The organism is Microbacterium aurantiacum, assembly GCF_002872075.1.
Taxonomy (GTDB): Bacteria; Actinomycetota; Actinomycetes; order Actinomycetales; family Microbacteriaceae; genus Microbacterium; species Microbacterium aurantiacum_A.
Genome location: NZ_PGGU01000016.1, coordinates 355336 through 379634 on the forward strand (window position 1 = coordinate 355336; position 24299 = coordinate 379634).

Consider the following 24299-nt stretch of genomic DNA (forward strand, 5'->3'; position numbering starts at 1 on the left):
CGATCGATTACAGAGCCGCACGTGGCCGCTGAGCCGCATTGAGCACGAAAATCCCGCTAGAATGGGAGTTCGTGATATCGATGTGGAGAACGCCCTCTGATGACGCCTGAATCCCCCGCTGACGAGACGGAATCGACCACCGGGGGAACCCCCGTATCCGCGAGCACCCCCTCCTCTCGCCCGCCGAAGCAGCCCGGCGAATACGGTGCCGATGAGATCCAGGTCCTCGAGGGTCTCGAGGCCGTCCGCAAGCGCCCCGGCATGTACATCGGCTCGACGGGTCCCCGAGGGCTCCACCACCTGGTCCAGGAGATCGTCGACAACTCGGTCGATGAGGCGATGGCCGGTCACGCCGACGCGATCCTCGTCACGCTGCTCGAAGACGGCGGCGTGCGCGTCGTCGACAACGGCCGCGGCATCCCGGTCGACCCGCACTCCTCCGACCCGTCGAAGTCGACGGTGGAGGTCGTGCTGACGATCCTGCACGCCGGCGGAAAGTTCGGCGGCGGCGGATACGCGGTCTCCGGCGGCCTGCACGGCGTCGGCTCGTCGGTCGTGAACGCCCTCTCGACCCGCTTCGAGGTCGAGATCAAGCGTCAGGGTCACGTCTGGCGTCATAGCTTCGCGAACGGCGGCGTTCCGCAGCAGGCACTGGAGAAGGGCGAGGAGACCGACGAGACCGGAACGGTCATCACCTTCTGGCCCGACGCCGAGATCTTCACCGAGTCGACCGAGTTCGACTACGACACGCTGCGCACGCGCTTCCAGCAGATGGCCTTCCTCAACAAGGGCCTGCGCATCGAGTTGCAGGACGAGCGCCCCTCCTCGGCATACGAGATCGAGGTGGATGGCGCGGTCGTCGAGAAGCAGAAGAGCGACGTCTTCCTCTACGAACGCGGACTCGTCGATTACGTCGAGTACCTGAACAAGGTGCGTCATGCCGAGGTCGTCAACGATGAGGTCATCGCCTTCGAGTCCGAAGACACCGAGCGCAAGATCTCACTCGAGGTCGCGATGCAGTGGACGACCTCGTACACCGAGAACGTGTTCACCTACGCGAACACGATCAACACGCACGAGGGCGGCACCCACGAAGAGGGTTTCCGCGCGGCGCTGACGACCCTGGTGAACAAGTACGCCCGCGCGAACAACATCATCAAGGAGAAGGACGAGAACCTCTCCGGCGACGACGTCCGCGAGGGCCTGACCGCCGTCATCTCGATCAAGCTCGGCGAGCCGCAGTTCGAGGGTCAGACGAAGACCAAGCTCGGCAACACCGAGGCGAAGGCGTTCGTGCAGAAGGTCGTCGGCGACCAGCTCGGCGACTGGTTCGAGCGCAACCCGGTGCAGGCGAAGAACGTCATCCGCAAGGCGATCGACGCGGCCACCGCCCGCCTCGCCGCGCGCAAGGCCCGCGAGACGGCACGTCGTAAGAGCGTCTTCGAGTCGGCCGCGATGCCGGACAAGCTCAAGGACTGCACGAGCAAGGATCCGTCGATCAGCGAGATCTTCCTCGTCGAGGGTGACTCCGCAGGCGGCTCGGCGGTGCAGGGTCGCGATCCGCACACCCAGGCGATCCTGGCGCTGCGCGGCAAGATCCTCAACGTCGAACGCGCGCGCCTCGACAAGGCACTGGGCAACAAAGAGGTCCAGGCGATGATCCAGGCCTTCGGCACGGGCATCGGCGAGGAGTTCGACATCGAGAAGGCGCGGTATCACAAGATCGTGCTGATGGCGGATGCCGATGTCGACGGCCAGCACATCACGACGCTGCTGCTGACGCTGCTGTTCCGCTACATGCGCGGTCTGATCGAAGCGGGCTTCGTCTACCTCGCGATGCCGCCGCTGTACCGCCTGAAGTGGTCGAACTCCGCACACGAGTACGTCTTCAGCGACGCCGAGCGCGACGCCCTGCTCAAGCACGGCCTCGACAACGGCAAGCGGATCCCGAAGGATGCCGGCATCCAGCGCTACAAGGGTCTCGGTGAGATGAACCCGAAGGAGCTGTGGGAGACCACGATGGATCACTCCACCCGCACCCTGCAGCAGATCACGATCGAGGACGCGGCGGCCGCCGACGAGATCTTCAGCGTGCTGATGGGTGAAGACGTCGAGTCGCGCCGCGGCTTCATCCAGCGCAACGCCAAGGACGTCCGCTTCCTCGACATCTGAGTGCCGGCGTCTCGCCTCGCCTCGCACGATCAACGACCGGATTGACACACACATGACTGACGAAGAATTCCCCACCGACAAGGGTGAGCAGCGCGCCGAGCCGGTGCACGACCACGGCAGGATCGACCAGGTCGACCTGCAGTCCGAGATGCAGCGCAGCTATCTCGACTATGCGATGGCCGTCATCGTCGGGCGTGCGCTTCCCGATGTCCGCGACGGTCTGAAGCCGGTGCACCGCCGCGTCATCTACGGCATGTACGACGGCGGGTTCCGCCCCGACAAGTCGTTCTCGAAGTGCGCCCGCATCGTCGGCGAGGTCATGGGTCAGTACCACCCGCACGGCGACTCGGCGATCTACGACGCCCTCGTCCGTCTCGTGCAGCCGTGGTCGCTGCGCTACCCGCTGGCTCTCGGCCAGGGCAACTTCGGCTCCCCCGGCAACATGGGTGCGGCCGCCCCTCGATACACCGAGACCAAGATGGCGCCCCTCGCCCTCGAGATGGTGCGGGACATCGAAGAGGACACCGTCGACTTCCACGACAACTACGACGGCCAGACCCAGGAGCCCTCCGTCCTCCCGGCTCGTTTCCCCAACTTGCTCGTCAACGGCTCGGTCGGCATCGCGGTCGGCATGGCGACCAACATCCCGCCGCACAACCTGCGTGAGGTGTCGGATGCCGCGCTCTGGGCGCTCGACAACCCCGGCATCTCCCGCGAGGAGCTGCTCGACGGCCTCATCCAGCGCGTCCCCGGCCCCGACTTCCCGACCGGCGCGCAGATCCTCGGCACCAAGGGCATCCAGGAGGCGTACCGCACCGGTCGCGGCTCGATCACGATGCGCGCGGTCGTCAACGTCGAGGAGATCCAGGGTCGCACCTGCCTGGTGGTCACCGAACTGCCGTACCAGGTGAACCCCGACAACGTCGCGGTGAAGATCGGCGACCTGGCCCGTGACGGCAAGATCACCGGCATCGCCGACATCCGCGACGAGTCGTCCGACCGCACCGGTCAGCGCCTCGTCGTCGTCCTCAAGCGGGATGCCGTCGCCAAGGTCGTGCTGAACAACCTGTACAAGCACACGCAGCTGCAGGAGAATTTCGGCGCGAACATGCTGGCGATCGTCGACGGCGTGCCGCGCACGCTCGCGATCGACGGCTTCATCACCCACTGGATCGCGCACCAGATCGAAGTGATCGTCCGCCGCACGCAGTACCGGCTCAACGAGGCCGAGAAGCGCATGCACATCCTGCGCGGATACCTCAAGGCACTGGATGCTCTGGACGAGGTCATCGCCCTCATCCGCCGATCGCAGACCACGCAGGAGGCGAACGAGGGACTCCAGAAGCTCCTCGACATCGACGACATCCAGGCCGACGCCATCCTGCAGATGCAGCTGCGCCGCCTGGCCGCCCTCGAGCGCCAGAAGATCATCGATCAGGCCACCGAACTCGAAGCCCAGATCACGGAGTACAAGGCGATCCTCGCCGACGAGCTGCGCCAGCGCACCATCATCCGCGAAGAGCTCACGGGCATCGTCGAGCGCTTCGGAGACGAGCGTCGCACGCACATCCTGCACGGCTTCGACGGCGACGTGTCGATGGAAGACCTCATCGCCGAGGAGGAGATGGTCGTCACCGTCACGCGAGACGGGTACATCAAGCGCACGCGCAGCGACAACTACCGTTCGCAGCACCGCGGTGGCAAGGGCATCAAGGGCGCGCAGCTGCGGGCGGATGACATCGTCGAGCACTTCTTCGTGACGACGACGCACCACTGGCTGCTGTTCTTCACCGACAAGGGACGCGTCTACCGCGCGAAGACCTACGAGGTGCCGGAGTCGGGCCGCGACGCGAAGGGCACGCACGTCGCGAACCTGCTCGCGCTGCAGCCCGGCGAGAGCATCGCCCAGGTCCTCGACATCCGCGACTATCAGGTGGCCGACTACCTGGTGCTCGCGACGCGCGACGGTCTGGTCAAGAAGAGCCGCCTCGGCGACTACGACACCAACCGCCAGGGCGGGGTGATCGCGATCCGCCTGAACGAGGAGGACGAGCTCGTCAGCGCGCTGATGGTGAACAAGGAGGACGACATCCTCCTCATCAGCCGCCGCGGCATGTCGGTGCGCTTCCAGGCCACCGACGAGGCGCTGCGTCCGATGGGACGCGCGACCGCCGGCGTCAAGGGGATGAAGTTCCGTGAGGGCGACAGCCTGCTCTCGGCATCCGTCGCAGCACCCGGTCAGTTCGTGTTCGTGGTGACCGACGGCGGTTACGCGAAGCGCACCGCGGTCGAGGAGTATCGCGTCCAGGGACGCGGCGGATACGGCATCAAGGTCGCCAAACTCCACGACGATCGGGGCACTCTCGCGGGTGGTCTGATCGTGGCCGAGGACGACGAGGTCTTGGTGGTTCTGTCCAGCGGCAAGGTGGTACGCTCTGCCGTGGCCGAGGTGCCTGCCAAGGGCCGAGACACCATGGGAGTGGTGTTCGCCCGGACGACGGAAGCCGACCGGATCCTCGCCATCGCCCGCAACATCGAGCGGGGCCTCGCTGAAGAAGTCGAGGAAGCAGCGGATGCCGAGGCGACCGCGACCGAGACCACACAGACCCCTGAGGAAAGCCAAGACGCATGAGCACAGTAGCCGACAAGCTGGCGAAGAAGTCGACGCGCAAGACCGGCGGCAAGCAGGTCCGTCTGCGCCTGGTCTACGTCGACTTCTGGTCGGCCGTGAAGCTCTCCTTCCTCGGTGCCGTCGCCCTGGCGATCGTCACCATGGTGTCGTTCTTCCTCATCTACCTGGTGCTGCAGGCGACCGGGCTGCTGGCCGAAGCCGACGGCATCGTCGCCAGCTTCACCGACGGCAGCATCCAGCTCTCGCAGGTCGTGGGCCTTCCCCAGGTGATGGCGTTCGCCGCCGTGGTCTCGATCCTCAACCTCATCGTGTTCACCGTGCTCGGCGCCGTGATCGCAGGAATCTACAACGTCGCCGTCAAGGTGACCGGCGGGCTGCTCGTCGGCTTCATGTCGAACTAGTCCTTCGGCCGGTTCACCACCGGTTCAGAAGCGAGGCGGATGCTGCGGCATCCGCCTCGCTTCTTGCTTTCCCGGATGGGCGAGTAGGGAAAACCCGAACTCGGATCTCCGGATGACTCGGTGTCGGCGGCCGGGGGCCGCGCCCTACGTTTGAACCATGACGACACAGACTGCGACCCCGACGCCGACGCAGACGGCGAAACCCCCGCTGCGGGTGATCACGACCATCCTGCATCTCGCCGCTCTCGGCGTGATCGGATCGGCCGTTCTCGCAACGCTCTCCGGTCTGCTCGGGGCAGGCATCGGCCTGCTCTTCGCCTTCGGCGTCGGCGTGCTCCTGCTCGTCGGCCTCGTGTACGCCCTGTTCGGGATCGGCTGGTTCGAGGTGGCCCGCGTCGGCGGTCTGTATCGCGTCGACATCGCTCCCCTGCGCTGGCGGGGCAGCGGGCACCCCGGCTTCGGCGGCTGGTTGCGCTCGCTCGCCCGGCAGTCGATCGACGGGCGGATGTGGCGCGCACTGGCGAATTTCGCCATCGCCGGCGTCTTCGGCACGATCGTGCTGCGCCTCGCATGGGGACTGGTGTCGTCGGCGATCTTCGCCTTCTCGCCGCTGATGTCCGACGGTCCGGTCGACGGCATCTTCGGCAACGCCGTTGCTCCTGGCTGGGCGCCTCTGGTCGGAATCCTCGGTGTGCTCGCCTGCGCGATGGGAGTGCTGGGGCTCGCCCTGCTGCACAGGACGATCAGCCTGGCGATCGTCGTCCGCAGTCGCGAGGCCGAGCTGACCGAGCGTGTCCGCACGACGACGGCTCAGCGCGAGGGCGCTGTGCGGGCGGCCGATGTCGAGCGCACCCGCATCGAACGCGACCTCCACGACGGGGTCCAGCCGCGGCTGGTCTCGGTCGGGATGACCCTGGGCCTCGCCCAGCAGAAGATCGACGACGACCCGGAGACGGCGAAGGCGCTGATCTCCGAGGCGCACACATCGACGAAGGCAGCCATCACCGAGCTGCGGCAGCTCGCCCGCGGCATCCACGCGTCGGTGCTCGATGATCGAGGACTCGACGCGGCGCTGTCAGCGCTCGCCGGTCGCTCCCACATCCCGGTGCACCTCGATGTGCGCATGGAGGGTCGATGCAGCCGTGAAGCCGAGGCCGCCGTGTACTTCTCGATCGCGGAGTCGCTGACCAATGCCGCCAAGCACTCCCGCGCCAGTGAGGCCAGGGTGATCGTGCGGATCCGCGAGGGCGGGACGCTGTGGGCCCGCGTGGAGGACAACGGCATCGGCGGTGCACAGGTCCAGCCCGGGGGCGGTCTCGACGGCATCGCCAACCGCATCCTCGCAGCCGGCGGAACCTTCCGGCTGGACAGCCCGCAGGGCGGCCCGACGTCGCTGGAGGTGAACGTGCCATGCGCATCCTGATCTGCACGCACTTCAGCCGGCACGACGACATCGACACGGACGGACGCTTCTCATGCGCATCCTGATCTGCGAGGACTCGGTTCTGCTCCGCGAAGGACTCGTCCGGCTGCTGGAGGACGCCGGCCACGAAGTGGTCGCCGCACTCCCCGACACCGAGGGTCTCGCGGAATCCGTCGAGAACACCGCACCGGAACTCTGCATCCTCGATGTGCGGCTCCCCCCGACGTTCACCGATGAGGGGATCCGTGCCGCGCTCGGGCTTCGATCCACGCACCCGTCGCTCCCCCTCCTCGTGCTCTCGCAGTACGTCGAGGAGCGGTACGCCAGCGACCTGATCGCCGCGCAGGGCGGGCCCCTCGGCTACCTGCTCAAGGATCGGGTGGCCGATGTCTCGGAGTTCCTCGCATCCGTCCAGCGGATCTCGGAGGGTGCCACGGTGCTCGACCCGGAGGTCGTCGCTCAGTTGCTCACACGTCGCAACCGCGACGATCGGATGCTGCGGCTCACCGAGCGCGAGCGCACCGTTCTCGCCCTGATCGCCGAGGGCAAATCGAATCAGGCGATCGCCGGGCTGCTCTTCCTCTCCGAGGCGAGCGTCGAGAAGCACATCACCGCCATCTTCCAGAAGCTCGGCTTCGAACAGGGCGAGTCGGGGAACCGCCGCGTGCTCGCCGCGCTCGCCCACATCGAGAACTACGGCGGAGCAACGCCTCCGACCGGCCAGACAGGAGTGACACGATGAGCACTGAAGAGCAGAACCAGCCGGGTCAGCACACCCCGCTCACGCCGCCGCCGCCCACAGAAGCCCCGTCGGCAGGTTTACCGTCGGACGGCGCGCCGTCGGTTGTTCCGGCAGCGGGACCGCCGCGCAACGGCCACTCGAAGACGATCGTCACCTTGACGGCCGTGATCGGCGGACTCGCGCTCGTCGGTACGGCCGGCACCGCGGCGGTGGCCTCGGTCTCGGAGTTCTCCCGCAGCACCAGCGAGCAGAGCCTGGACGTCGACGGCATCGACGGGATCGACGTGAACGCGAGCGCTGCCGACGTCACCGTGAGATTCGGTGACGTCGACGAGGCCGTGCTCACCGTCTCCGGCGGTCGCGGCGACTGGTCGATGCGCCGCGATGACGGCGACCTGGTCGTGCAGGGCCCGGAATCGGTGTTCGGATGGTGGCTCGGGGGGTGGTTCGGCGACGAGCAGACCGTGGTCCTCACGCTGCCGCAGAACCTGGGAAGTGCTGGGCTGGATGCCGAGTTCGATCTGAGTTCAGGGGCTCTCGACGTCGACGCCGATTTCGGCGACCTCGACATCGAGATGTCGGCCGGTTCGCTGTCGGTCGACGGCTCGGCTGTCGACGTCACGGCCAACGTCAGCGCCGGCAGCGCCGACGTGCGACTCGACGAGGTGACCGTGGCCGACTTCACCGTGTCGGCCGGTGACCTCGAGGTCGAGCTCACCGGTGCCGCACCGGATGCCGTGTCGATCGCCGTCAGTGCGGGAACATTCGATCTGACGCTCCCGGACACCGAGTACAACGTGGTCGACCAGGTCAGCGCGGGAACCCTGGACAGCCGCGTCGACGAGTCGTCGAACTCGCGGCACACCATCGACGTCGAGCTTTCCGCCGGTACGGCGACCCTGCGTCCGGGCACCTGAGCATTGGCTGCTCCGGCGCCGATGAGTGCGTCGGAGCGGCCGCCTGCCCTCGATTCGGATTCTCGGTCAGAATCGGGTAAAGTCTTGGAGGTTGACGGGGATATAGCTCAGGCGGTTAGAGCGCTTCACTGATAATGAAGAGGTCCCAGGTTCAAGTCCTGGTATCCCCACTCTGCACGTCAAATTGAACACCCGTTCGGGGCCTTAGCTCAGTTGGTAGAGCGCCTGCTTTGCAAGCAGGATGTCAGGAGTTCGAATCTCCTAGGCTCCACAGTTCGAGAGCGTCGCCCCTGAGGTCGGCGCTCTTTCTGCGTCCGGCGTCAGCCGCGTATTGGCTTATCTCCCGTGTCTCGATACAGCCTCGCCAGTTCAGTGGCACGTCGCCGCAGTGCGGCCCGCACGGACTCCGGTTCCAGCACCTCGGCATCCGTACCGAGCTGCCACAGGGCCCACTCGGCATGCCGTGCGTCCTGGAAGGCCATCTCGAGACGCAGCCTTCCGTCTGTGTCCGCCACCTCTGATGACACCGCGAGCGCGGTGCTCACGAGTTCCTCTCGACGCGCCGGCTCCACCCGAGCCACGACGACGATCTGGTCTCCGCCGGTGCGGAAGCGGATGCTGCGCTCCTGCCAGATCCGTTCGAGGTCGACCTGCTGCGGGCGCTGGGCGATCTCGGCCAGCTCCTCAGCATGCAGGATCCTGGAGAGCCGGTAGGTGCGGTCGGCACCGGAGACCGTGGCAAGCAGGTAGCCCCTGTCGCGGACGGTGACCAGGCCGATCGGATCGACCGTGCGCCAGGCGGGCTCGCGATCCGCCGCTGCATAGTGGATGCGCAGCCGGTGTCCGCGAAGCACGGCCCCGCGAACCTCGGACATGACGGCACCGGAGATGTCCTCGGTGACCTGCCGTCGGGCGAGCAGGTCGGCCTCGGGTTCGATGAGGATGCGCCGGGCGGCGTCGCTCGCCGTCGTCCGATGGCCCTCCGGAAGAGCATCCACCACCTTGCGCATGGCCGAAGCGAGCGCCGCGCCCAGCCCGAAGACCTGCTCGCCCCTCCCCGACCCCGCGGTGAGCAGCGCGAGGGCCTCGTCGTGATTGAGGCCCGTCAGCTCGGTGCGGAACCCGGGGAGGAGTTCGAAGCCGCCATGCCGGCCGCGCTCGGCGAAGACGGGGACGCCGGCGGTGGACAGTGCTTCGATGTCGCGCAGCACGGTGCGCGTCGACACCTCCAGCTCGCACGCGAGCGCGGTCGCGGAGAGACGGCCGCGCTGGCGCAGGAGCAGCACCAGAGAGACGAGGCGATCAGCGCGCATGCCAGAACCCTACGCGAATACATGACACATGGTGTCGTGAATCGTTGACAGGCTCGATGATGAGGGCTCGCCGATCGGCCGGAGCCTGAGTCGCAGTGGATGAGATGGAGCTGAAATGGCAATGGAACGGACAGCAGTCAACCCGGTGAGCTGGTCGCAGGAACTGGGATTCAACCAAGGTGAGCTCGTCTCCGGGCACGATCGCACGCTGTACATCTCCGGGCAGACCGCGATGAGCGCGGAGGGCGCTCCCCTGCACGACGGCGACATCTCGGCCCAGCTGGGTCTGGCCGTCGACAATCTGGAGGCTGTGCTCGAGAGCGCGGGCATGACATTGTCGAACCTCATCCGCCTCAACGTCTACACGACCGACGTCGACCAGCTGTTCCCCCACTACGGCATACTCGCCGCTCGGCTGGGAGCGGCACAGATCGCGCCGACCACGACGATGCTCGGGGTCAGTCGACTGGCGATCCCCGGTCAGCTGGTGGAACTGGAGGGCACAGCCGTCGGCTGATCAGGGCGTCTGCTCGAGCGGGGCGGTCTGTCGTCCGGCGTCCAGGTGCCGGGCAAGGCCGGCCCGCGAGCGCAGCCCTGTCTTCTGCAGGATCCTGGCGACATGGCTCTCTACGGTCCGGGGGCTCAGGTGCAGCCGTTCGGCGATCGACCGATTGCTGTGGCCGTCCGCGACCAGGTCCGCGACATCGCGCTCCCGTGGTGTGAGCTGGTCGAGGCGGAGGCCCGCCATCTCGACGCGATCCGACACCTGAGCCAGCCACGCGCGCGCGAGGCGGCGATAGAGGAGAGCACCGGCCTCGTCGAAGAGTTCCACGGCCCGCTGGGCTTCCCCCAGAGCCTCCTCGGCGCGGTCGAGAGTCACCAGTACCTGGGCACGGAACAGGGTGCCGTGGCCCGCCTGCGAGGGATGCTCCGCCTCGACACCCCACGCGATCGCCGCATCTGCATGACGGAGAGCGGCGGCAGCATCCCCGCGCTTCAACGCGAGTTCTCCCAGGCCGATGTGCTTCTGCGAGGCGAAGATGTCACCGTCGGTGAGGTCGAGCTCCGAGGCATCCACCGGGATCCCGAGCAGAATCTCTGCCCGAGCCCGCATCAGTCGTACGATGCGGCGCCACCAGCCGACCTGCGGGAGTCCTGCTGCGGCGAGACGTTGATATCGGGCGACGATCTCCTCCGGTACGACCCTGCCCGGTGCTGCGACGAGCGATGCCGTGAGGGCGAGAGGAACGGCATCCGGCCAGTTGTACTTCTCTGCCGCGTCGATCGCGAGCTCGATGAGCTCCTCGGCCTCCTCGCATCGATCGAGGGGAATGCTGATGAAGCCGAGGATCAGATAGAGGTGAGGAAGCACATGGAAGCGCCCGTGCGTCTCCGCCAGGCGGATCGCGCGCTCGAGAAAACCGGCACCGACTGCGAAGTCGGCGAGGAAGTGCGCGCACCATCCCATCGCCGTGGTCACGTCGATCACCCGCAGCATCTCCGATGCGGACAGGGCCGAGAAGCCGTCCTTCGCTGCCTGGTAGGAGGCTCTCGCGCGGGTGAGGTCGCCTTCTCGAAGGAACGCGAGGGCGCGCAGGCCGGCGAGTGCGGCGGCGTGAGCGGGTACGTCGCCGTCGTTCTGCTCCAGCCAGGTGCGCGAGGCGACGTCGGAATCGCTGTCGTGCATCACTTCGAGTGTCACGAGTTCGAGGGCGACCTCCGGATCGAGTGGCATCGCCCGTGCCTCCCGCACCAGTTCGATGCCCTCATCGGGGCGGCTCTGGATGCGGAGGGACTGGATCAGCAGGGCGAAGGACTCTCCGGTCGGCTCCTGCGCGGAATGGACTTCGCGCAGCAGCGCCTCGGCTTCGACGGGCTGCCCGTCGATGAGGAGGGCGCGGGCCAGCATCAGATCGCGCGCACGGTGCGGGATGCGACGACTGCGGTGAAGCATGGCGACGCAGCTCTGCGGCGACGTCGCCAAGACGATCCCCGCCGCTTCGAGGACGGTCTCCAGCTCATCCGAGGTGAGATGGGAGCCGAGATGCTGCAGGTGTGATGCCTGCTGAAGAACGTCGGACGCGTTTCGAGCCGCGGTGCGGTGGGCCAGCCGTCTTTCCCGAGGTGTCATGCTGCGGTAGGCAGCTGCTCGGATGAACGGATGCACGACCCGCAGGCTCTCGGCCTCGATCAGGCCGCGCTGCGCCAGGCGATCAGCTCCCTCGGCGATGTCCTGCGCGCCGAGACCCGCGATGGCGCCGAGCGTCTCCGGTGCGACGGGGGGTGTGAGTGACAGCGCCTGCATCAGACGACGCGACTCCTCGTCCAGGGTGAGGAGCTCCCCGCGCAGCGTGTCACCGATCTCCTGATGCGATACGTCGTCGGCGTCGTCACCGCGGCCGGATTCCGCGAGCAGGCGGAGGAAGAGAGGGTTTCCGGCGGCGAGCTCGATGTACTCCTTCCCCTGGGCGCCGTGAGCCGCCAGCAGCGTCGCCGAATCCGCTTCGTCGAGCGGCCCGAGTGTGATGCGGTGCACGGCGGATCCCCCACGCGTGGCCGCACGGATCAGCGACTCGGGTGCTGCACCGGTACGAAAGACGAAGAGGAAGGAGAGGGCGGTGGATGAAGGTTCCGATAGAAGTCGCTCGAGGATGCCGCGCGCCGGCGCGTCCAGCCAATGGGCGTCGTCGATCACGATCACGGTCGGGTCGGCGGCCAGGCGCTCGCGAATGCTGCGCAGAAGGACGCGCGTTGGTCGTTGCTCCGCCAGGAGGAGGAGGAGGTCTTCATCGAGGAGCTCCTCGATGATCGAGCGGATGCCATCCAACGGGATGTTCGTGGCGAGTTCGGCCGGGCGGCTGAAGAGCACGCGTTCGGAGAGACCGGACCGCAGGAATTCGTTCACCACGGCCGTCTTGCCGATCCCGATCGGGCCTTCCAGCAGCACGACGCGGTGTGCGCTGTCGTCCGGGTCGGTGAGATGCGAGCGGAGTCGGGTGAGTTCGGCCATACGCCCGATGAACATGCCGCCCCCTCGTCTCGAACACATGAAGGATATCCGGATCACGCTGATCAGGACCAGTTTCTCGAGTCATTCGAAGAACTCCCGTATTTCTACGGATGCGGCACGCATCGACGCCTTCATAGCCTGAGCCTGATTGTGTTCGCCCCTTCTCGTCAGGAACAGCTCGATGACATCGCATCCACGCTCCCGCACCTCCCGTCTTCTCGGTGCCGTGACAAGCGTCGCCCTCGCCGTCGGTTTCAGTGCCGTCGCGATCGCGGCTCCCGCCCACGCCGCCACGGAGGACGGCGTCTACGTCGGTGAGAACAGCCACGGCTACGACTTCTCGATCACCGTCGAGGGCGGCATGATCACCGACGTCGCCACGACCGCATGGATCGCGTGCGGCGTTCCTCCGATCCAGACGCCCCTCGCCTTCAACGCGATTCCGGATACCGCGATCGCGGCCGACGGCTCGTTCTCGGCGAATTGGACGTACCAGATCGATGCGGACTACAGCGCGGAGTACTGGCTGGGCGGCGTCTTCCACGCGGACGGCACCGTGACGAGCGCAGGCTCGAACGCTGCGGACATGATCGGTACCGGCCTGTTCTGCAGCGGCCAGCAGTTCACCTACGAAGCGGCGATCGATGCCGCGGCGCCGACGATCTCGGTGTCGCCGAATCCGGCGACGCTCTCCCAGGTCACCGATCCTGCGGGGGCAGTGCGCATCACCGGTGCGGGCTTCGCGCCGGGGAGCACTGTCAACCTCGTCATCGACGGCCAGCAGGCCGCCGCGCGCACCGCCGACGCCGAGGGCGACGTCGAGGTGCTCCTCTCCTGGCCGAACGCGACAGTCGGCGATCACTCGATGCGGCTGGTCAGCGGCATCCGCTCGGCCGAAACGACCCTGACCATCATCGAAGACCCGACCTACAATCCCACCGCGGCGGTCGATCCTGCCACCGCGACGGTCTCCCGGCTCGGCGGGGCGGGCGTGACCGTCACCGGCGCCGGGTTCCCCGCCTCGGTTCCTGTCGACATCGCCTTCGACGGATCGGTCGTGTCGACCGTGACGAGCGGCACCGACGGATCGCTGAGCTACACCCTGGTTCACGCCGGAGCGGCCGTGGGGACCCACAACGTCACCTTGACGAACGGCCAGTGGTCGGCATCCGCGACGCTGACCGTCGAAGCCGACCCGATCGTCTATGAGCCCACGGCGGCGGTCACGCCGGACAAGCTCACGGTTTCCGCGATGGCCGCGGGCGGCGTGCAGATCTCCGGCGCCGAGTTCCCGGCCAATGCGCCGGTTTCGATCCAGGTCGCCGGTGAGACCGTTGCGACGGTCGACTCCTCCGGTACCGGCGAAGTGTCGTACACGTTCGTGAAGGCTGGTGCCGCGGTTGCGCAGTATCCGGTCGTCCTCACCAGTGGTCAGTGGAGCGCGACCAGCTCGTTCGAGGTGACCGCCGATCCGATCGTGTACGACCCGACGGTGACCGTGCTCCCCGAGACGCTCACGCAGTCGGCGCTCGCTGACACCGGTGTGCAGGTCGAGGGATCGGGGTTCCCCGAGATCGCCGAGATCGAGGTGCTGTTCGACGGCGCCGTCGTGTCGACGGTGACGAGCAGCGCCGACGGATCGGTCGCAACGACCATCACTCGCGCCGGCGTCGGGGTCGGAACGTCGACCGTGCTGCTGCGCAGCGGACAGTGGGAGGCATCTGACACGGTCATCGTGACCGCAGCCCCGATCGATCCGGCCGAGGTGACCCTCTCGCCGACCACCATCGCCACCGGCGCTCTTGAGACCGACGGGGTCGACGTCACGGCCGAAGGGCTCCCTGCGGACGTGCCGGTGCGCGTGCTGTTCGACGGAGTCGAAGTGGCCGCCTTCACGGCGTCCGCCACGGGTACGGGGTCTGCCTCGTTCACCATCGCCGACGCTGTTCCGGGCGCACACACCGTGCGGCTCGTGCAGGGGCCTGGGTTTGCCCCCGGTGACGTCCTCGGCGAGGCGATTCTGACCGTTACCGAAGACCCCCTCCCCGGTGATCCGCAGTTGGTGCTGAGCCTGTCCTCGATCGCGCCGGACGCCCTCGCGACGACCGGAGTGCTGCTCACCGGAACCGGGTTCACGCCCGGTCAGGATGTGTCCGTGTTCTTCGACGGACAAGAGGTCGGCGTCGTCACCGCGAACGCGGCGGGCCACGTGTCGTACACGCTGCGGGTTGCGAACGCCGCACCGGGCGCCCACCCGGTCGCTCTCGTGCAAGGCGACCGCAGCAGCGAAGTGACTCTCACCGTGAAGGCGGCCGCGGAGCCCGGCAAACCCGGCACCCCCGGTAACCCGACGCGGCCAGGAGACTCTGACGGCGGTGGGCTTGCCACGACCGGAGCAGATGCGGGGCTCTGGGCGGGCGTCGCGGGTATCGCGCTCGCACTGATCGCCGCCGGCGGACTCGTCCTGATCCGCCGCCGCGTCGCCTGATCTCCCCCGCAGGGCGACGAGCGAACTGCTCTCATTCCGTCGGTCTGAGAGCAGTTCGTGCGTGTCAGCGAACGGCGGTGAGGCGGTGCTCGACGACGTTCAGCCGCTCGCCGCCGTCGGCGGTCACGACGACGATGTCCTCGATGCGCGCGCCCCAGTCGCCCGCGAAGTAGATGCCGGGCTCGATGCTGAACGCCATCCCCTCCCGAAGCACCAGCTCGTTGCCGGGAGCGATGTACGGCTCCTCGTGCACGGAGACGCCGATGCCGTGACCGGTGCGGTGCACGAAGGCATCGCCGAGACCGGCGTCAGCGAGCACCTGTCGTGCTGCGGCATCCACCTCCGATGCCGTCGCTCCAGGTCGCACCGCATCGACGGCGGCCTGCTGCGCGCGCACCAGCGTCGCGATGCGATCGGATGCGTCGAGCTGCGGCGTTCCGACGGCGTAGGTCCGCGTGCTGTCGGAGTTGTAGCCGCTGGGAACCGCGCCGCCGATGTCGACCACGACGATGTCGCCGTCCTCGATGACGCGATCCGACACCTCGTGGTGCGGGTCGGCTCCATTCGGGCCGGACCCGACGATGACGAACTCGACCGTGCGATGTCCCTCAGCCACGATGGCCTCGGCGATGTCCGCCGCCACTTCGCGTTCGGTCCGGCCGGCGCGCAGCCACTCCGGCACCCGGCGATGCACGGCGTCGATGGCTGCGCCGGCCCGACGCAGTTCGGCGATCTCGGCGTCATCCTTGATCATCCGCCCCTCGCGCAGCACCGGCGTGGCGAGTTCCAACCGCACGCCCAGCCGCTCCCCGATCGGGATGACGTGCAGTGCCGGGAGTGCGTCCGAGACGCCGACGCGCGACACGGATCCCATCGCGGCGGCGACGAGGTCGTAGGGGTTCTCACCGTCGACCCAGTCGGTGATGGTCAGCCCGAGTTCGCCGATCGCGGTGTCGCGCACCTTCGCGAGTTCCATGTGCGGCACGACCACGGTCGCCGGCCGGCCGGGTCTGACGATCAGTGCCGTCAGGCGCTCGATCGTGTCCCCCTCCACGCCGGCCAGATACTGCAGATCGGGCCCAGGACCGATGATGATCCCGTCGAACCCCGCCTCGGCGGCGAGGTCGGCGGCACGGTCCAGACGGGCGGCGTACACGGAGGTCGCGAAGGGAAGGGTGCTCACCCGCCCCACGCTACTCCGCGCGCTGCATCAGCTCACGGCGAGCCGGATGCGCTCGGCGAAGAAATCCAGGTCGGCGTCGGTCAGATCGGTCACCGCGTAGGCGGTCGGCCAGACGGTGCCGTCGTCAAGATTCGAGATCGGCTCGAAGCCGAAGGTGCCGTAGCGCACCTTGAACTTGCTCGCCGGCTGGAAGAAGCACAGCACCTTGCCGTCCTTGCCCCACGCGGGCATGCCGTAGTACGTGCGCGGCACGAGTTCCGGCGCGACCTTCGTGACCAGGGCGTGCAGCTTCTCGGCGAGCTTCTGGTCGGCTGCGTCCGGCAGCTTGGCGATGGCCTCCTTGAGGTCGGCCTCGCCCGCCGCTCGCTGCTCCTCCGGCGACTTCTTCGCACGAGAGCGCCGCGCCTTCGACTCCTTGGCGGCGGCCTGCATCGCCTCGCGCTCTTCGTCGGTGAAGTTCTTCTTTTCCTCGGTCATCAGCGGATCCTCTCGTTCAGTGAAGCCTGATGGATCCGAGGCTACGCGCGCCTGCCCGCCGGCACTTCTCGATTTCTGATCAGTTCGGCCTCGGTGCGGACGGCTAGGGTGAGAGCCATGGACATGCGGGTCGCGGCATACGCGGTCGTCACCGATGACGATGACCGGATTCTCCTGGCGCGCTGGATCGAGGGTCGCCGTGTCGCCTGGACGATGCCCGGCGGTGGACTCGAGCCCGGTGAGGACCCGGAGGACGCAGTGCGGCGCGAACTCAGGGAGGAGACCGGGTACACCGTGCAGGTCGGCGAGCTGCTCGGCATCCACTCCCGCGTCATCCCCGCCAGTCAGCGGGTGAGCCGGTCGGCGAAGTCGGCGGATGCTCCGCTGCACACCCTGCGCATCGTCTACCGGGCGCGGGTCACCGGTGGCAAGCTCCGATTCGAGACCGGAGGATCCACCGACATGGCCGAGTGGTTCTCGCTGCCCGCCGTCGCGGAGCTGCAGCGGGTGAAGCTGGTCGACATCGCACTGCGGATGGCGAAGATCCTGTAGCCGACCGCGTCAGTCGCGAGCGGCCTCAGGTACCGAGATGTCGGCGACCGTCGCTCCGTAGGCGGCGATGAGGTCGTCGGCGTCGACGAACAGGCTGTAGCCGTGCGCACCGGCACCCATCGCGATGCGCTGACCCACGATCGACTCATCGGCGAAGATCGGCCACGGCGTGCTGCTGCCGATCGGCACGATCGTGCCGCGTTCGTAGCCGGTCGCGGCGAGGGCGAGCTCCGGCTCCGGCAGGCGGAGCTTGTTGACTCCGACGACCGCTCGCAGCTTCGGCCACGAGATGGACCGGCCACCCGGTACCAGGGCGAACAGGTAGGTGTCGTCCGCGCGCTTGACGACCAGCGTCTTCACGATCCCGGACGGCGGGATGCCGAGCAGCTCAGCGGCCTCGGCGAGGCTGCCCGCCGCGGGGCGCTCGAGAATCTCGATGGCGAGACCATGCGCGGCGGCGGCATCTCGAACCCGGGCATGCCGATCGTCGCTGTCAGACACCGAACCACCGCCGACCAGGTCGGCTGAACTCACGCGTCGGGAGCGGAGAGCGGGTCGTCCGCCACCCACAGCTCGTCGTCGGCACGCAGCGCCTGCCATGCGGCGTAGAGCACGCCGACGGCCGCAGCGGCACCGAGGACGATGGCGACGACGGAGCCGAGGCCCATGCTCTTCTTCTTGGCACCGAAAGCGCCGCGCGGCGGTGGGACGGCGACGCCGTGACGCTTGGCGTTCGCGAAGTCCCATGCCGTGAGAGCGCTGCCGACGACGCCGCCGACGATCGGGACGACCTTGTCGTCGACGACATGCCGGCCCATCTTCACGCCGCGGTCGACGACCGGTGCGACGCGGCGGTTGTAGGTGTCCTGCACGGCGGGCAGCACCTGCTCGCGGCCGAGACCGGCGAGCTGTCGGCTCGCCTCGCGGGCGACGTCGGCTGCGTGGCCGACGAGCACCTGCTGCGACTCCCACAGCTCGGTGGCGTCGTGCTGCAGACGTCGCAGTTCCTTCTTGCGCTTGCGGCTGAGGCTCACGATGCTCTCCTGTCCATTGGAGTACGGGTTCCCCATATTGCCAGACGAGGCTGGAAGTCGGGCGGGAATCCCCGGGTCCTTGCCATATCGGATGCTGCGCGCTACCTTCTGCGCCGGCGATCGATGCGGAACCGGGCGAACTCACCGCAAGCTCTGCGAGAATAGGGGCATGCCTCATGCTTCCCACGTCGCGACCCTGCACACCAACCACGGTGACATCGTCATCAACCTCTTCGGCGACCAGGCCCCGAAGACCGTGAAGAACTTCGTCGGCCTCGCCGACGGCTCCCAGGACTGGACGCACCCCGCCACCGGCAAGCCCGGCGAGGGCCCCCTCTACAAGGACGTCGTCTTCCACCGGATCATCCCGAACTTCATGATCCAGGGCGGCGACCCGCTCGGTCAGGGCGTCGGCGGCCCCGGGTACAACTTCAACGACGAGATCAACGCCGAGCTGAACTTCGACGCCCCCTACATCCTCGCGATGGCGAACGCCGGCCTGCGCCGCAACCCCGCCACCGGAGAGGTCGAGGGCACGAACGGCTCGCAGTTCTTCATCACGACCGACCCCACCCCCTGGCTCAAGGGCAAGCACACGATCTTCGGCGAGGTCGCCGATGACGCCTCGAAGGCCGTCGTCGACGCGATCGCCGCTGTGCCCACCGCCGCCGGCGACCGCCCCATCGAGCCGGTCGTGCTTCAGTCGGTCGACATCGTCGCGGCCTGACCCGCGCTGCCGATCCGGATGACGAGCTCCGAGTTCACGAGCAATCGTGACAACTTCTGCTACCGGCATCCGGATCGGCAGAGCTTCGTGCTCTGCCAGCGCTGCATGCGCACCGTCTGCCCCGAGTGCCAGACGCAGGCCCCGGTCGGCGTCATCTGCCCGGAGTGCATGACGGCGGAGCGCAAGAACAGGACGCCGGCCCAGAAGCGCGCCCAGCGCCGCTGGGGCGGAAGCGGTGGCACGATCACCGCCGTACGCAGCGGCAAGCCGATCGTCACGTACGTGCTGCTCGCTGTGACCACATTCATCAGCCTGCTGCAGCTGATCCCCGGTGTCGGCGATCAGATCACGCTGGCGCTCCGCTTCGCGGCGCCCTATCTGTATCCACAGCTCAACGGCGGAATCTTCGAACCCTGGCGGCTGCTCACCGCGATGTTCGTGCACGGCGGCTTCGTCCATCTCGCCCTGAACATGCTCGCACTGTGGATGCTCGGACAGACCCTCGAGCCCATGCTCGGCCGCGCCCGCTACCTCGCGCTCTACCTGATCAGCGGCCTGGGCGGCTCGGTCGCCGTTGCCCTCATCGCTCCGACCACCGCAACGGTGGGCGCTTCGGGTGCGATCTTCGGCCTCATGGCCGCCCTGCTGATCATCGGGCGCCACCTCGGCGCGAACGTCACCGGCATCCTGGTCGTCCTCGGCATCAACTTCGCGTTCAGCTTCTTCGTCGCGCGCATCTCCTGGGAAGCCCATCTCGGCGGAGCGCTCGTCGGAGCTCTGATCGCCTTCATCCTCACGAGGACGCGCCGTCGCGAGCAGCGCACGTGGCAGATCGTCCTGCTCGCGACGGTCGCCGTTCTTCTGCTCGTCGTCGTCGCCCTGGTGCCCCCGCTGATCCTTCTCTCCTGATCAGGAGTTCTTAACAGGGTTGTTAACAGGTGTGAATAACACCGGTGTAATTCTCCCCACCCTGTGCACAAACCTGTGGATAACTCCGCGGCCGAGCTCTCCTGGGTCGGGCTCCGGGATGCTCCCCTTCGTTCGCAGAGCGGGTTCCCTCCCGCTTCGCGGGCCCCTCCCGATGCTCACTCCGGGGACATCCCTGCGCCCTTGCGTCCAGAGTGGATAACTCCGTGGACAAGCGAAAGGCCCCTCGCTTGCGCGAGGGGCCTTTCAAAGAACAGAGGTGCGGTCAGCGCCAGCGCGTCGTCATCAGGAAGCCGATCAGCGCGATACCCAGGCCGATGCCGAGGTTCCAGTTGCCGAGGCCGGGGATCGGCAACGTCGTGCCCGAGATGTAGAAGACCAGGATCCAGGCGAGCCCGAGGAGCATGAAGCCGATCATCACCGGCTTGAACCACACCGCGTTGGGAGCGGCATCGCCCTCGGCGCGCTCGACGACGGGTTCTTCGGTATTGCGGTCTCGTGCCATGCCGACATTCTACCCATGTGACCCCGCATCCACAGAAGGGGTCCCTGTCCGGTCACGGCTTGCGTTCACCGCCGCGGGATAGGATCGCGCCATGACTGCTTCCGCCGTGTCCGCGACACGACGAACGCGTCGCCGGGTGTCCCGCCCCCGCGCGACGTTCACGAGCGTCCTCGGCGAACTGCTGCTCACGGCCGGCGTTCTGGTGCTGCTGTTCGTCGCCTGGCAGATGTGGATCGGCGACATCATCATCGCGGCGCAGAAGAACGATGAAGGTGCGGCGATCTCGCAGCAGTGGGCCGAAGCCCCCGCACCGGAGCCGCCTCCCGTGGTCGAGGCCGACGACGGCACGACCTATTACGAACCGGTGATCCCTGAGCCTCCCGCCGACACCGAGCAGCTGGGTCTCCTCCATGTCCCGCGCTTCGGTGCCGACTACAACTTCGGGATCTACGGCGGCACCTCGCGCGCGCGCACCCTCGACGACCTCGGCATCGGCGTCTACAAGGACTCGAAGATGCCGGGCGAGGTCGGCAACTTCTCGATGGCGGGACACCGCACCACCTGGGGCAAGCCCTTCAACCAGATCGACAAGCTGCAGCTGAACGACGCCATCGTCGTCGAGACGCCGGACGGCTGGTACACCTACCGGTTCCGCACGCTGGAGTACGTCCAGCCGAGCGCGGTCGACGTGCTGCTCGATGTTCCCCGGATGCCGGACGCCCAGACCGGCGAGCGATACATCACCCTCACCGCCTGCTCCCCGCTGTACTCGCTCGCCGAGCGCATCGTCGCCTACGGCGTCTTCGAGGGCTTCCAGCCTCGTGCCGAAGGACCCCCGAAGGCACTGACCGATCCCCCGCCGACCCCGGCGGCACCGTCGGTGTGAGGATGAGTATGCACAGCGAGGGAGACATCTGATGTACGCCGCACTCTGGCGCCTGCTGCCCGGTCCCTGGTGGCTGCGGCTGCTCATCGTGCTGGTCGTGGTCGCCGCGATCCTGTACGGGCTGTTCTTCTATGTGTTCCCCTGGGTGAGTCCGTTCGTCACCCCGGGAGAAGTCGACCTCGAATGACCAGCGTGCTCGTGGTCGACAACCACGACAGCTTCGTGCACACCCTGGTCGGCTACCTGCGCGAGCTCGGCGCGGACGTCATGCTGATCGAAGCCGATGCCACGGATGCCGAGGGGCCGCTGAGCCCGTCGGCATGGGAGCAGCTGCTGCGGCCGTTCGACGCCGTCATGCTCTCCCCCGGGCCCGGAGCACCGGTCGACGCCGGAGCGTCACTCGATGTCGTGCGCATCGCGGCGCGGATGAACATGCCACTGCTCGGGGTGTGCCTCGGACATCAGGCGATCGGTGAGGCGTTCGGTGGCGCTGTGACGGAGGCGCCCGAACTGATGCACGGCATGGTGTCGGCGGTCGTCCACGACGGTTCTGCGTTGTTCTCCGGCATCCCCTCACGTTTCGATGTCGGGCGCTACCACTCGCTCGCCCTGACCGCATCCGACCTGCCGCCGGAACTCGTGGTCACCGCGACGACGGACAGCGGCACCGTGATGGCCATCGCACACACCGCGCTGCCGATCCACGGGGTGCAGTTCCACCCGGAGAGCGTCCTCACCGAGGGCGGATACCGGTTGCTCGCGAACTGGCTCGAACTCTGCGGCGACCGCGATGCCGTGGTGCGCTCGGCGTCGCTGCACCCGCTGTCGCCCCCGGTCGGCCGAACCGGTTAGGTCCGATCCCGCTCAGTCGACGATGAAGAGCTTCGCGCCCGTTGCCGTCGAGGACCGGTGCGCTTCGGCCATGTCGGCGACCTGGTACGAGATCCCCGGCGTCAGCGTCAGCATCCGTCCGTCGTCGAGTTCCGTCTCGAGACTGCCCTCGAGGCAGAGCAGCACGTGTCCCTTGGTGCACCAGTGGTCGGCGACGTAGCCGGGGGTGTACTCGACCATCCGGACCCGGATGTCGCCGAACACCTGCGTGCGCCAGTGAGCAGCCCCGCTCGTTCCCGGATGGACGGTGGGCTCGATCGTGGCCCAGTCAGTGGTGCCGAACGGTACGTCGATGATGTTCATCGGATGCCGCCCGATCACTTGCCCGTGCAGTAGCGCAACTCGATCGTCGCGCCGACGGGTACGTCTCCCGGCGCCGACGACATCGAGGTCACGGTGTTCGGGTTCGTCGCGGGGCAGTCCGCGAGCGCCACCTGCACGGGGACCAGACCGAGCTCTTCCAGCGCGGTCGTGGCCGAGGTCACTGTCCAGCCCGTGACGTTGTCGAGGCTGACCTTGCCACTGGCGACCACCAGGTTCACCGCGGTTCCCGGTGCGATCTCGGCACCTGCCACCTGGCTCGCCTCGATGACGGTGTCGGCAGCGAGATTGTTGTCGTTGCGTTGGGTCACGGAGCCGAGTTCGAGGCCCGCGGCCGTGAGAGCCGCCTCGGCGGCCGCTCGCGACAGGCCCTCCAGTGTGGGCACGACGCTGGTCTCGATGCCTGTCGAGACGTAGACGGTGATCGAATCGCCCTCGGCGACGGTGACCCCGGCTTCGGGGTCCGTGCGGATCACGTTGCCTTCGGCGATGTCCGTGCTGGATTCCAGCACCAGCTTCGCCGTGAGATCGAGTACGCCGAGGTCTTCCTGAGCGCGCTCCGCCGACACGTTCACCAGATTGGGCACGGTGCGTGCCGTGCTCGGCACCTCCGGCGGGCGCATGCTGATCGTGAGCACCCAGAACAGCACCGAGGCGAGAAGCACCGCGAGCAGGGCTACGCCGGCCCAGATCCATGCCACCGGTGGTCCCGACTGCGTGCGGGCCATCGTGGTGTCGGTGCTGAGCTGACGCAGCGAGCGTGCCGTCTCCTGCGCGTGGCGCGGGCTCGGTCCGTACAGCTCGCTCGTCAGTGCGCCGAGCTGCTTGCGGCTCGGCGCGTGGCCTGTGGTGGCCGCATCGAGCGCGGCGCGGAAGTTCGCCGCATCGGGGAAGCGCTGGTACGGATCCTTCGCGAGCGCGCGCAGCACGATCGGATCGAGGGCCCCGGGGGATTCCTCGTTGACTTCGGTCGGCGGAACGGGCGTCTCACTGACGTGCTGGTAGGCCACGGCGACCGGCGAATCGCCGCGGAACGGCTGACGCCCGGTCAGCAGCTCGTAGAGCACGACGCCGGTGGAGTACAGGTCGGCGCGGGCGTCGACCGGCTCGCCCTTCGCCTGCTCGGGCGAGAAGTACGCGGCGGTGCCGATGATCTGCGTGGTCTCGGCGACGGTCGAGGAGGAGTCCGACACCGCGCGGGCGATGCCGAAGTCCATGACCTTGACCTGGCCCTTGTCGGTGACCATGACGTTGCCGGGCTTGATGTCGCGGTGGATGACTCCGGCACGGTGCGAGTAGTCCAGAGCCTCGAGGATGCCGTCGACGTAGCGCACGGCGTCGGCGACCGGAACCGGTCCGTTCGAGATGATGTCCTTCAGCAGGGTGCCCTTGACGAGCTCCATCACGATGTACGGCGGGTCATCCGATGAGGCCGCTCCCGAACCCGTGGTCGAGTCGCCGGCGTCGTAGACGCGCACGATCGAGGGATGCGACATCCGCGATGCCGCCTGTGCTTCGAGGCGGAACCGGGTGCGGAAGGCCGTGTCACGCGCCAGATCGGGATCGAGGATCTTGATCGCGACCTCCCGGCCGAGCGTCATGTCCTGCCCGCGATAGACCTTGGCCATGCCGCCGTGCCCGATGAGCTCGTCGACGCGGTAACGACCCGCGAGAACGCGTTGCTCTGTTGACACGGAT

The 24299-nt window shown here is 67.6% G+C and carries 23 protein-coding genes and 2 tRNA genes; 16 read left to right on the forward strand and 9 right to left on the reverse strand.

All coding sequences use genetic code 11. The features are described from left to right. Positions 1 to 99 precede the first annotated feature (99 nt). The 8 genes from gyrB (at position 100) to CUR96_RS12505 (ending at position 8558) form a co-directional block, all read left to right on the forward strand. Entirely contained in the window at positions 100 to 2172 is a 2073-nt protein-coding gene (gene gyrB / locus CUR96_RS12470; protein WP_102193623.1) for a DNA topoisomerase (ATP-hydrolyzing) subunit B, read from the forward strand. A 52-nt stretch (positions 2173 to 2224) separates the two neighbouring features. Beyond that, complete coding sequence (gyrA, locus tag CUR96_RS12475; RefSeq protein WP_102193624.1) at positions 2225 to 4804, forward strand: DNA gyrase subunit A; 2580 nt, start codon at positions 2225 to 2227, stop codon at positions 4802 to 4804. Further along, a complete protein-coding gene (locus tag CUR96_RS12480; RefSeq protein WP_102193625.1) occupies positions 4801 to 5205 on the forward strand; it encodes a DUF3566 domain-containing protein in 405 nt (134 codons plus the stop codon). The genes gyrA and CUR96_RS12480 overlap by 4 nt, the downstream gene beginning before the upstream one ends. Before the next feature lie 157 nt (positions 5206 to 5362). Beyond that, the gene (locus CUR96_RS12485; protein WP_102193626.1) at positions 5363 to 6628 is read left to right on the forward strand and encodes a sensor histidine kinase; all 1266 of its coding nucleotides are present in this window, start codon (positions 5363 to 5365) and stop codon (positions 6626 to 6628) included. Positions 6629 to 6680: 52 nt separating this feature from the next. After that, the gene (locus tag CUR96_RS12490) at positions 6681 to 7370 is read left to right on the forward strand and encodes a LuxR C-terminal-related transcriptional regulator (RefSeq protein WP_102193627.1); all 690 of its coding nucleotides are present in this window, start codon (positions 6681 to 6683) and stop codon (positions 7368 to 7370) included. After that, complete coding sequence (locus tag CUR96_RS12495; RefSeq protein WP_102193628.1) at positions 7367 to 8287, forward strand: DUF4097 family beta strand repeat-containing protein; 921 nt, start codon at positions 7367 to 7369, stop codon at positions 8285 to 8287. Before CUR96_RS12490 ends, CUR96_RS12495 begins: the two co-directional genes overlap by 4 nt. 96 nt (positions 8288 to 8383) lie before the next feature. Next, positions 8384 to 8457 (forward strand) — tRNA-Ile (locus tag CUR96_RS12500). A 28-nt stretch (positions 8458 to 8485) separates the two neighbouring features. Then, positions 8486 to 8558, forward strand: a tRNA-Ala gene (locus CUR96_RS12505). Positions 8559 to 8607: 49 nt separating this feature from the next. Here CUR96_RS12505 and CUR96_RS12510 read toward each other — a convergent pair. Next, a complete protein-coding gene (locus tag CUR96_RS12510) occupies positions 8608 to 9600 on the reverse strand; it encodes a helix-turn-helix transcriptional regulator (protein WP_102193629.1) in 993 nt (330 codons plus the stop codon). A 121-nt stretch (positions 9601 to 9721) separates the two neighbouring features. Here CUR96_RS12510 and CUR96_RS12515 point away from each other — a divergent pair, with 121 nt between their 5' ends. Then, on the forward strand, positions 9722 to 10117 hold the full coding sequence (locus tag CUR96_RS12515) for a RidA family protein (protein ID WP_102193630.1): 396 nt from the start codon (positions 9722 to 9724) through the stop codon (positions 10115 to 10117). On the opposite strand, the gene CUR96_RS12520 is transcribed toward CUR96_RS12515, so the two are convergent. Further along, positions 10118 to 12625, reverse strand: coding sequence for a helix-turn-helix transcriptional regulator (locus CUR96_RS12520; RefSeq protein ID WP_180969021.1), 2508 nt, complete (start codon positions 12623 to 12625; stop codon positions 10118 to 10120). 166 nt (positions 12626 to 12791) lie between these two features. Between CUR96_RS12520 and CUR96_RS12525 the strand changes: the two genes are divergently transcribed. Next, positions 12792 to 15098, forward strand: coding sequence for a hypothetical protein (locus tag CUR96_RS12525; protein WP_102193632.1), 2307 nt, complete (start codon positions 12792 to 12794; stop codon positions 15096 to 15098). Positions 15099 to 15162: 64 nt separating this feature from the next. Here CUR96_RS12525 and CUR96_RS12530 read toward each other — a convergent pair whose 3' ends face one another. Together CUR96_RS12530 and CUR96_RS12535 are read right to left on the reverse strand one after the other, a co-directional pair. Continuing rightward, entirely contained in the window at positions 15163 to 16281 is a 1119-nt protein-coding gene (locus CUR96_RS12530; RefSeq protein ID WP_102193633.1) for a M24 family metallopeptidase, read from the reverse strand. Between the two features lie 27 nt (positions 16282 to 16308). Then, positions 16309 to 16758: a DUF1801 domain-containing protein gene (locus tag CUR96_RS12535; protein WP_102193634.1), complete on the reverse strand. Its 450-nt coding sequence runs from the start codon at positions 16756 to 16758 to the stop codon at positions 16309 to 16311. A gap of 117 nt (positions 16759 to 16875) precedes the next feature. Here CUR96_RS12535 and CUR96_RS12540 point away from each other — a divergent pair, with 117 nt between their 5' ends. Beyond that, the gene (locus CUR96_RS12540) at positions 16876 to 17310 is read left to right on the forward strand and encodes an NUDIX hydrolase (RefSeq protein WP_102193635.1); all 435 of its coding nucleotides are present in this window, start codon (positions 16876 to 16878) and stop codon (positions 17308 to 17310) included. A gap of 9 nt (positions 17311 to 17319) precedes the next feature. Here the strand turns inward: CUR96_RS12540 and CUR96_RS12545 are convergent, their stop codons facing one another. Both CUR96_RS12545 and CUR96_RS12550 read right to left on the reverse strand, forming a co-directional pair. Further along, a complete protein-coding gene (locus tag CUR96_RS12545) occupies positions 17320 to 17748 on the reverse strand; it encodes an aminoacyl-tRNA deacylase (protein WP_102193996.1) in 429 nt (142 codons plus the stop codon). 92 nt (positions 17749 to 17840) lie between these two features. Further along, on the reverse strand, positions 17841 to 18344 hold the full coding sequence (locus CUR96_RS12550; RefSeq protein WP_102193636.1) for a DNA helicase: 504 nt from the start codon (positions 18342 to 18344) through the stop codon (positions 17841 to 17843). 169 nt (positions 18345 to 18513) lie between these two features. Here CUR96_RS12550 and CUR96_RS12555 point away from each other — a divergent pair, with 169 nt between their 5' ends. Then, positions 18514 to 19071, forward strand: coding sequence for a peptidylprolyl isomerase (locus tag CUR96_RS12555; RefSeq protein ID WP_102193637.1), 558 nt, complete (start codon positions 18514 to 18516; stop codon positions 19069 to 19071). A gap of 18 nt (positions 19072 to 19089) precedes the next feature. Beyond that, entirely contained in the window at positions 19090 to 19980 is an 891-nt protein-coding gene (locus CUR96_RS12560) for a rhomboid family intramembrane serine protease (RefSeq protein ID WP_102193638.1), read from the forward strand. A gap of 283 nt (positions 19981 to 20263) precedes the next feature. On the opposite strand, the gene CUR96_RS12565 is transcribed toward CUR96_RS12560, so the two are convergent. Continuing rightward, entirely contained in the window at positions 20264 to 20503 is a 240-nt protein-coding gene (locus CUR96_RS12565) for a cell division protein CrgA (RefSeq protein ID WP_102193639.1), read from the reverse strand. A 91-nt stretch (positions 20504 to 20594) separates the two neighbouring features. Here CUR96_RS12565 and CUR96_RS12570 point away from each other — a divergent pair, with 91 nt between their 5' ends. From CUR96_RS12570 to CUR96_RS12575, 3 genes are read left to right on the forward strand one after another with little or no spacing between them, the layout of a single operon-like run. Further along, positions 20595 to 21389, forward strand: coding sequence for a class E sortase (locus CUR96_RS12570; protein WP_102193640.1), 795 nt, complete (start codon positions 20595 to 20597; stop codon positions 21387 to 21389). A 31-nt stretch (positions 21390 to 21420) separates the two neighbouring features. After that, on the forward strand, positions 21421 to 21576 hold the full coding sequence (locus tag CUR96_RS18620) for a hypothetical protein (protein ID WP_180969022.1): 156 nt from the start codon (positions 21421 to 21423) through the stop codon (positions 21574 to 21576). After that, entirely contained in the window at positions 21573 to 22241 is a 669-nt protein-coding gene (locus CUR96_RS12575) for an anthranilate synthase component II (protein ID WP_102193641.1), read from the forward strand. Before CUR96_RS18620 ends, CUR96_RS12575 begins: the two co-directional genes overlap by 4 nt. 12 nt (positions 22242 to 22253) lie before the next feature. Here the strand turns inward: CUR96_RS12575 and CUR96_RS12580 are convergent, their stop codons facing one another. Both CUR96_RS12580 and pknB read right to left on the reverse strand, forming a co-directional pair. Next, complete coding sequence (locus tag CUR96_RS12580) at positions 22254 to 22583, reverse strand: DHCW motif cupin fold protein (RefSeq protein ID WP_102193997.1); 330 nt, start codon at positions 22581 to 22583, stop codon at positions 22254 to 22256. A gap of 14 nt (positions 22584 to 22597) precedes the next feature. Then, positions 22598 to 24295 carry a Stk1 family PASTA domain-containing Ser/Thr kinase gene (gene pknB / locus CUR96_RS12585; protein ID WP_102193642.1) on the reverse strand — a complete coding sequence of 566 codons (1698 nt, stop codon included), beginning with the start codon at positions 24293 to 24295 and terminating at the stop codon, positions 22598 to 22600. Positions 24296 to 24299: the final 4 nt, after the last annotated feature.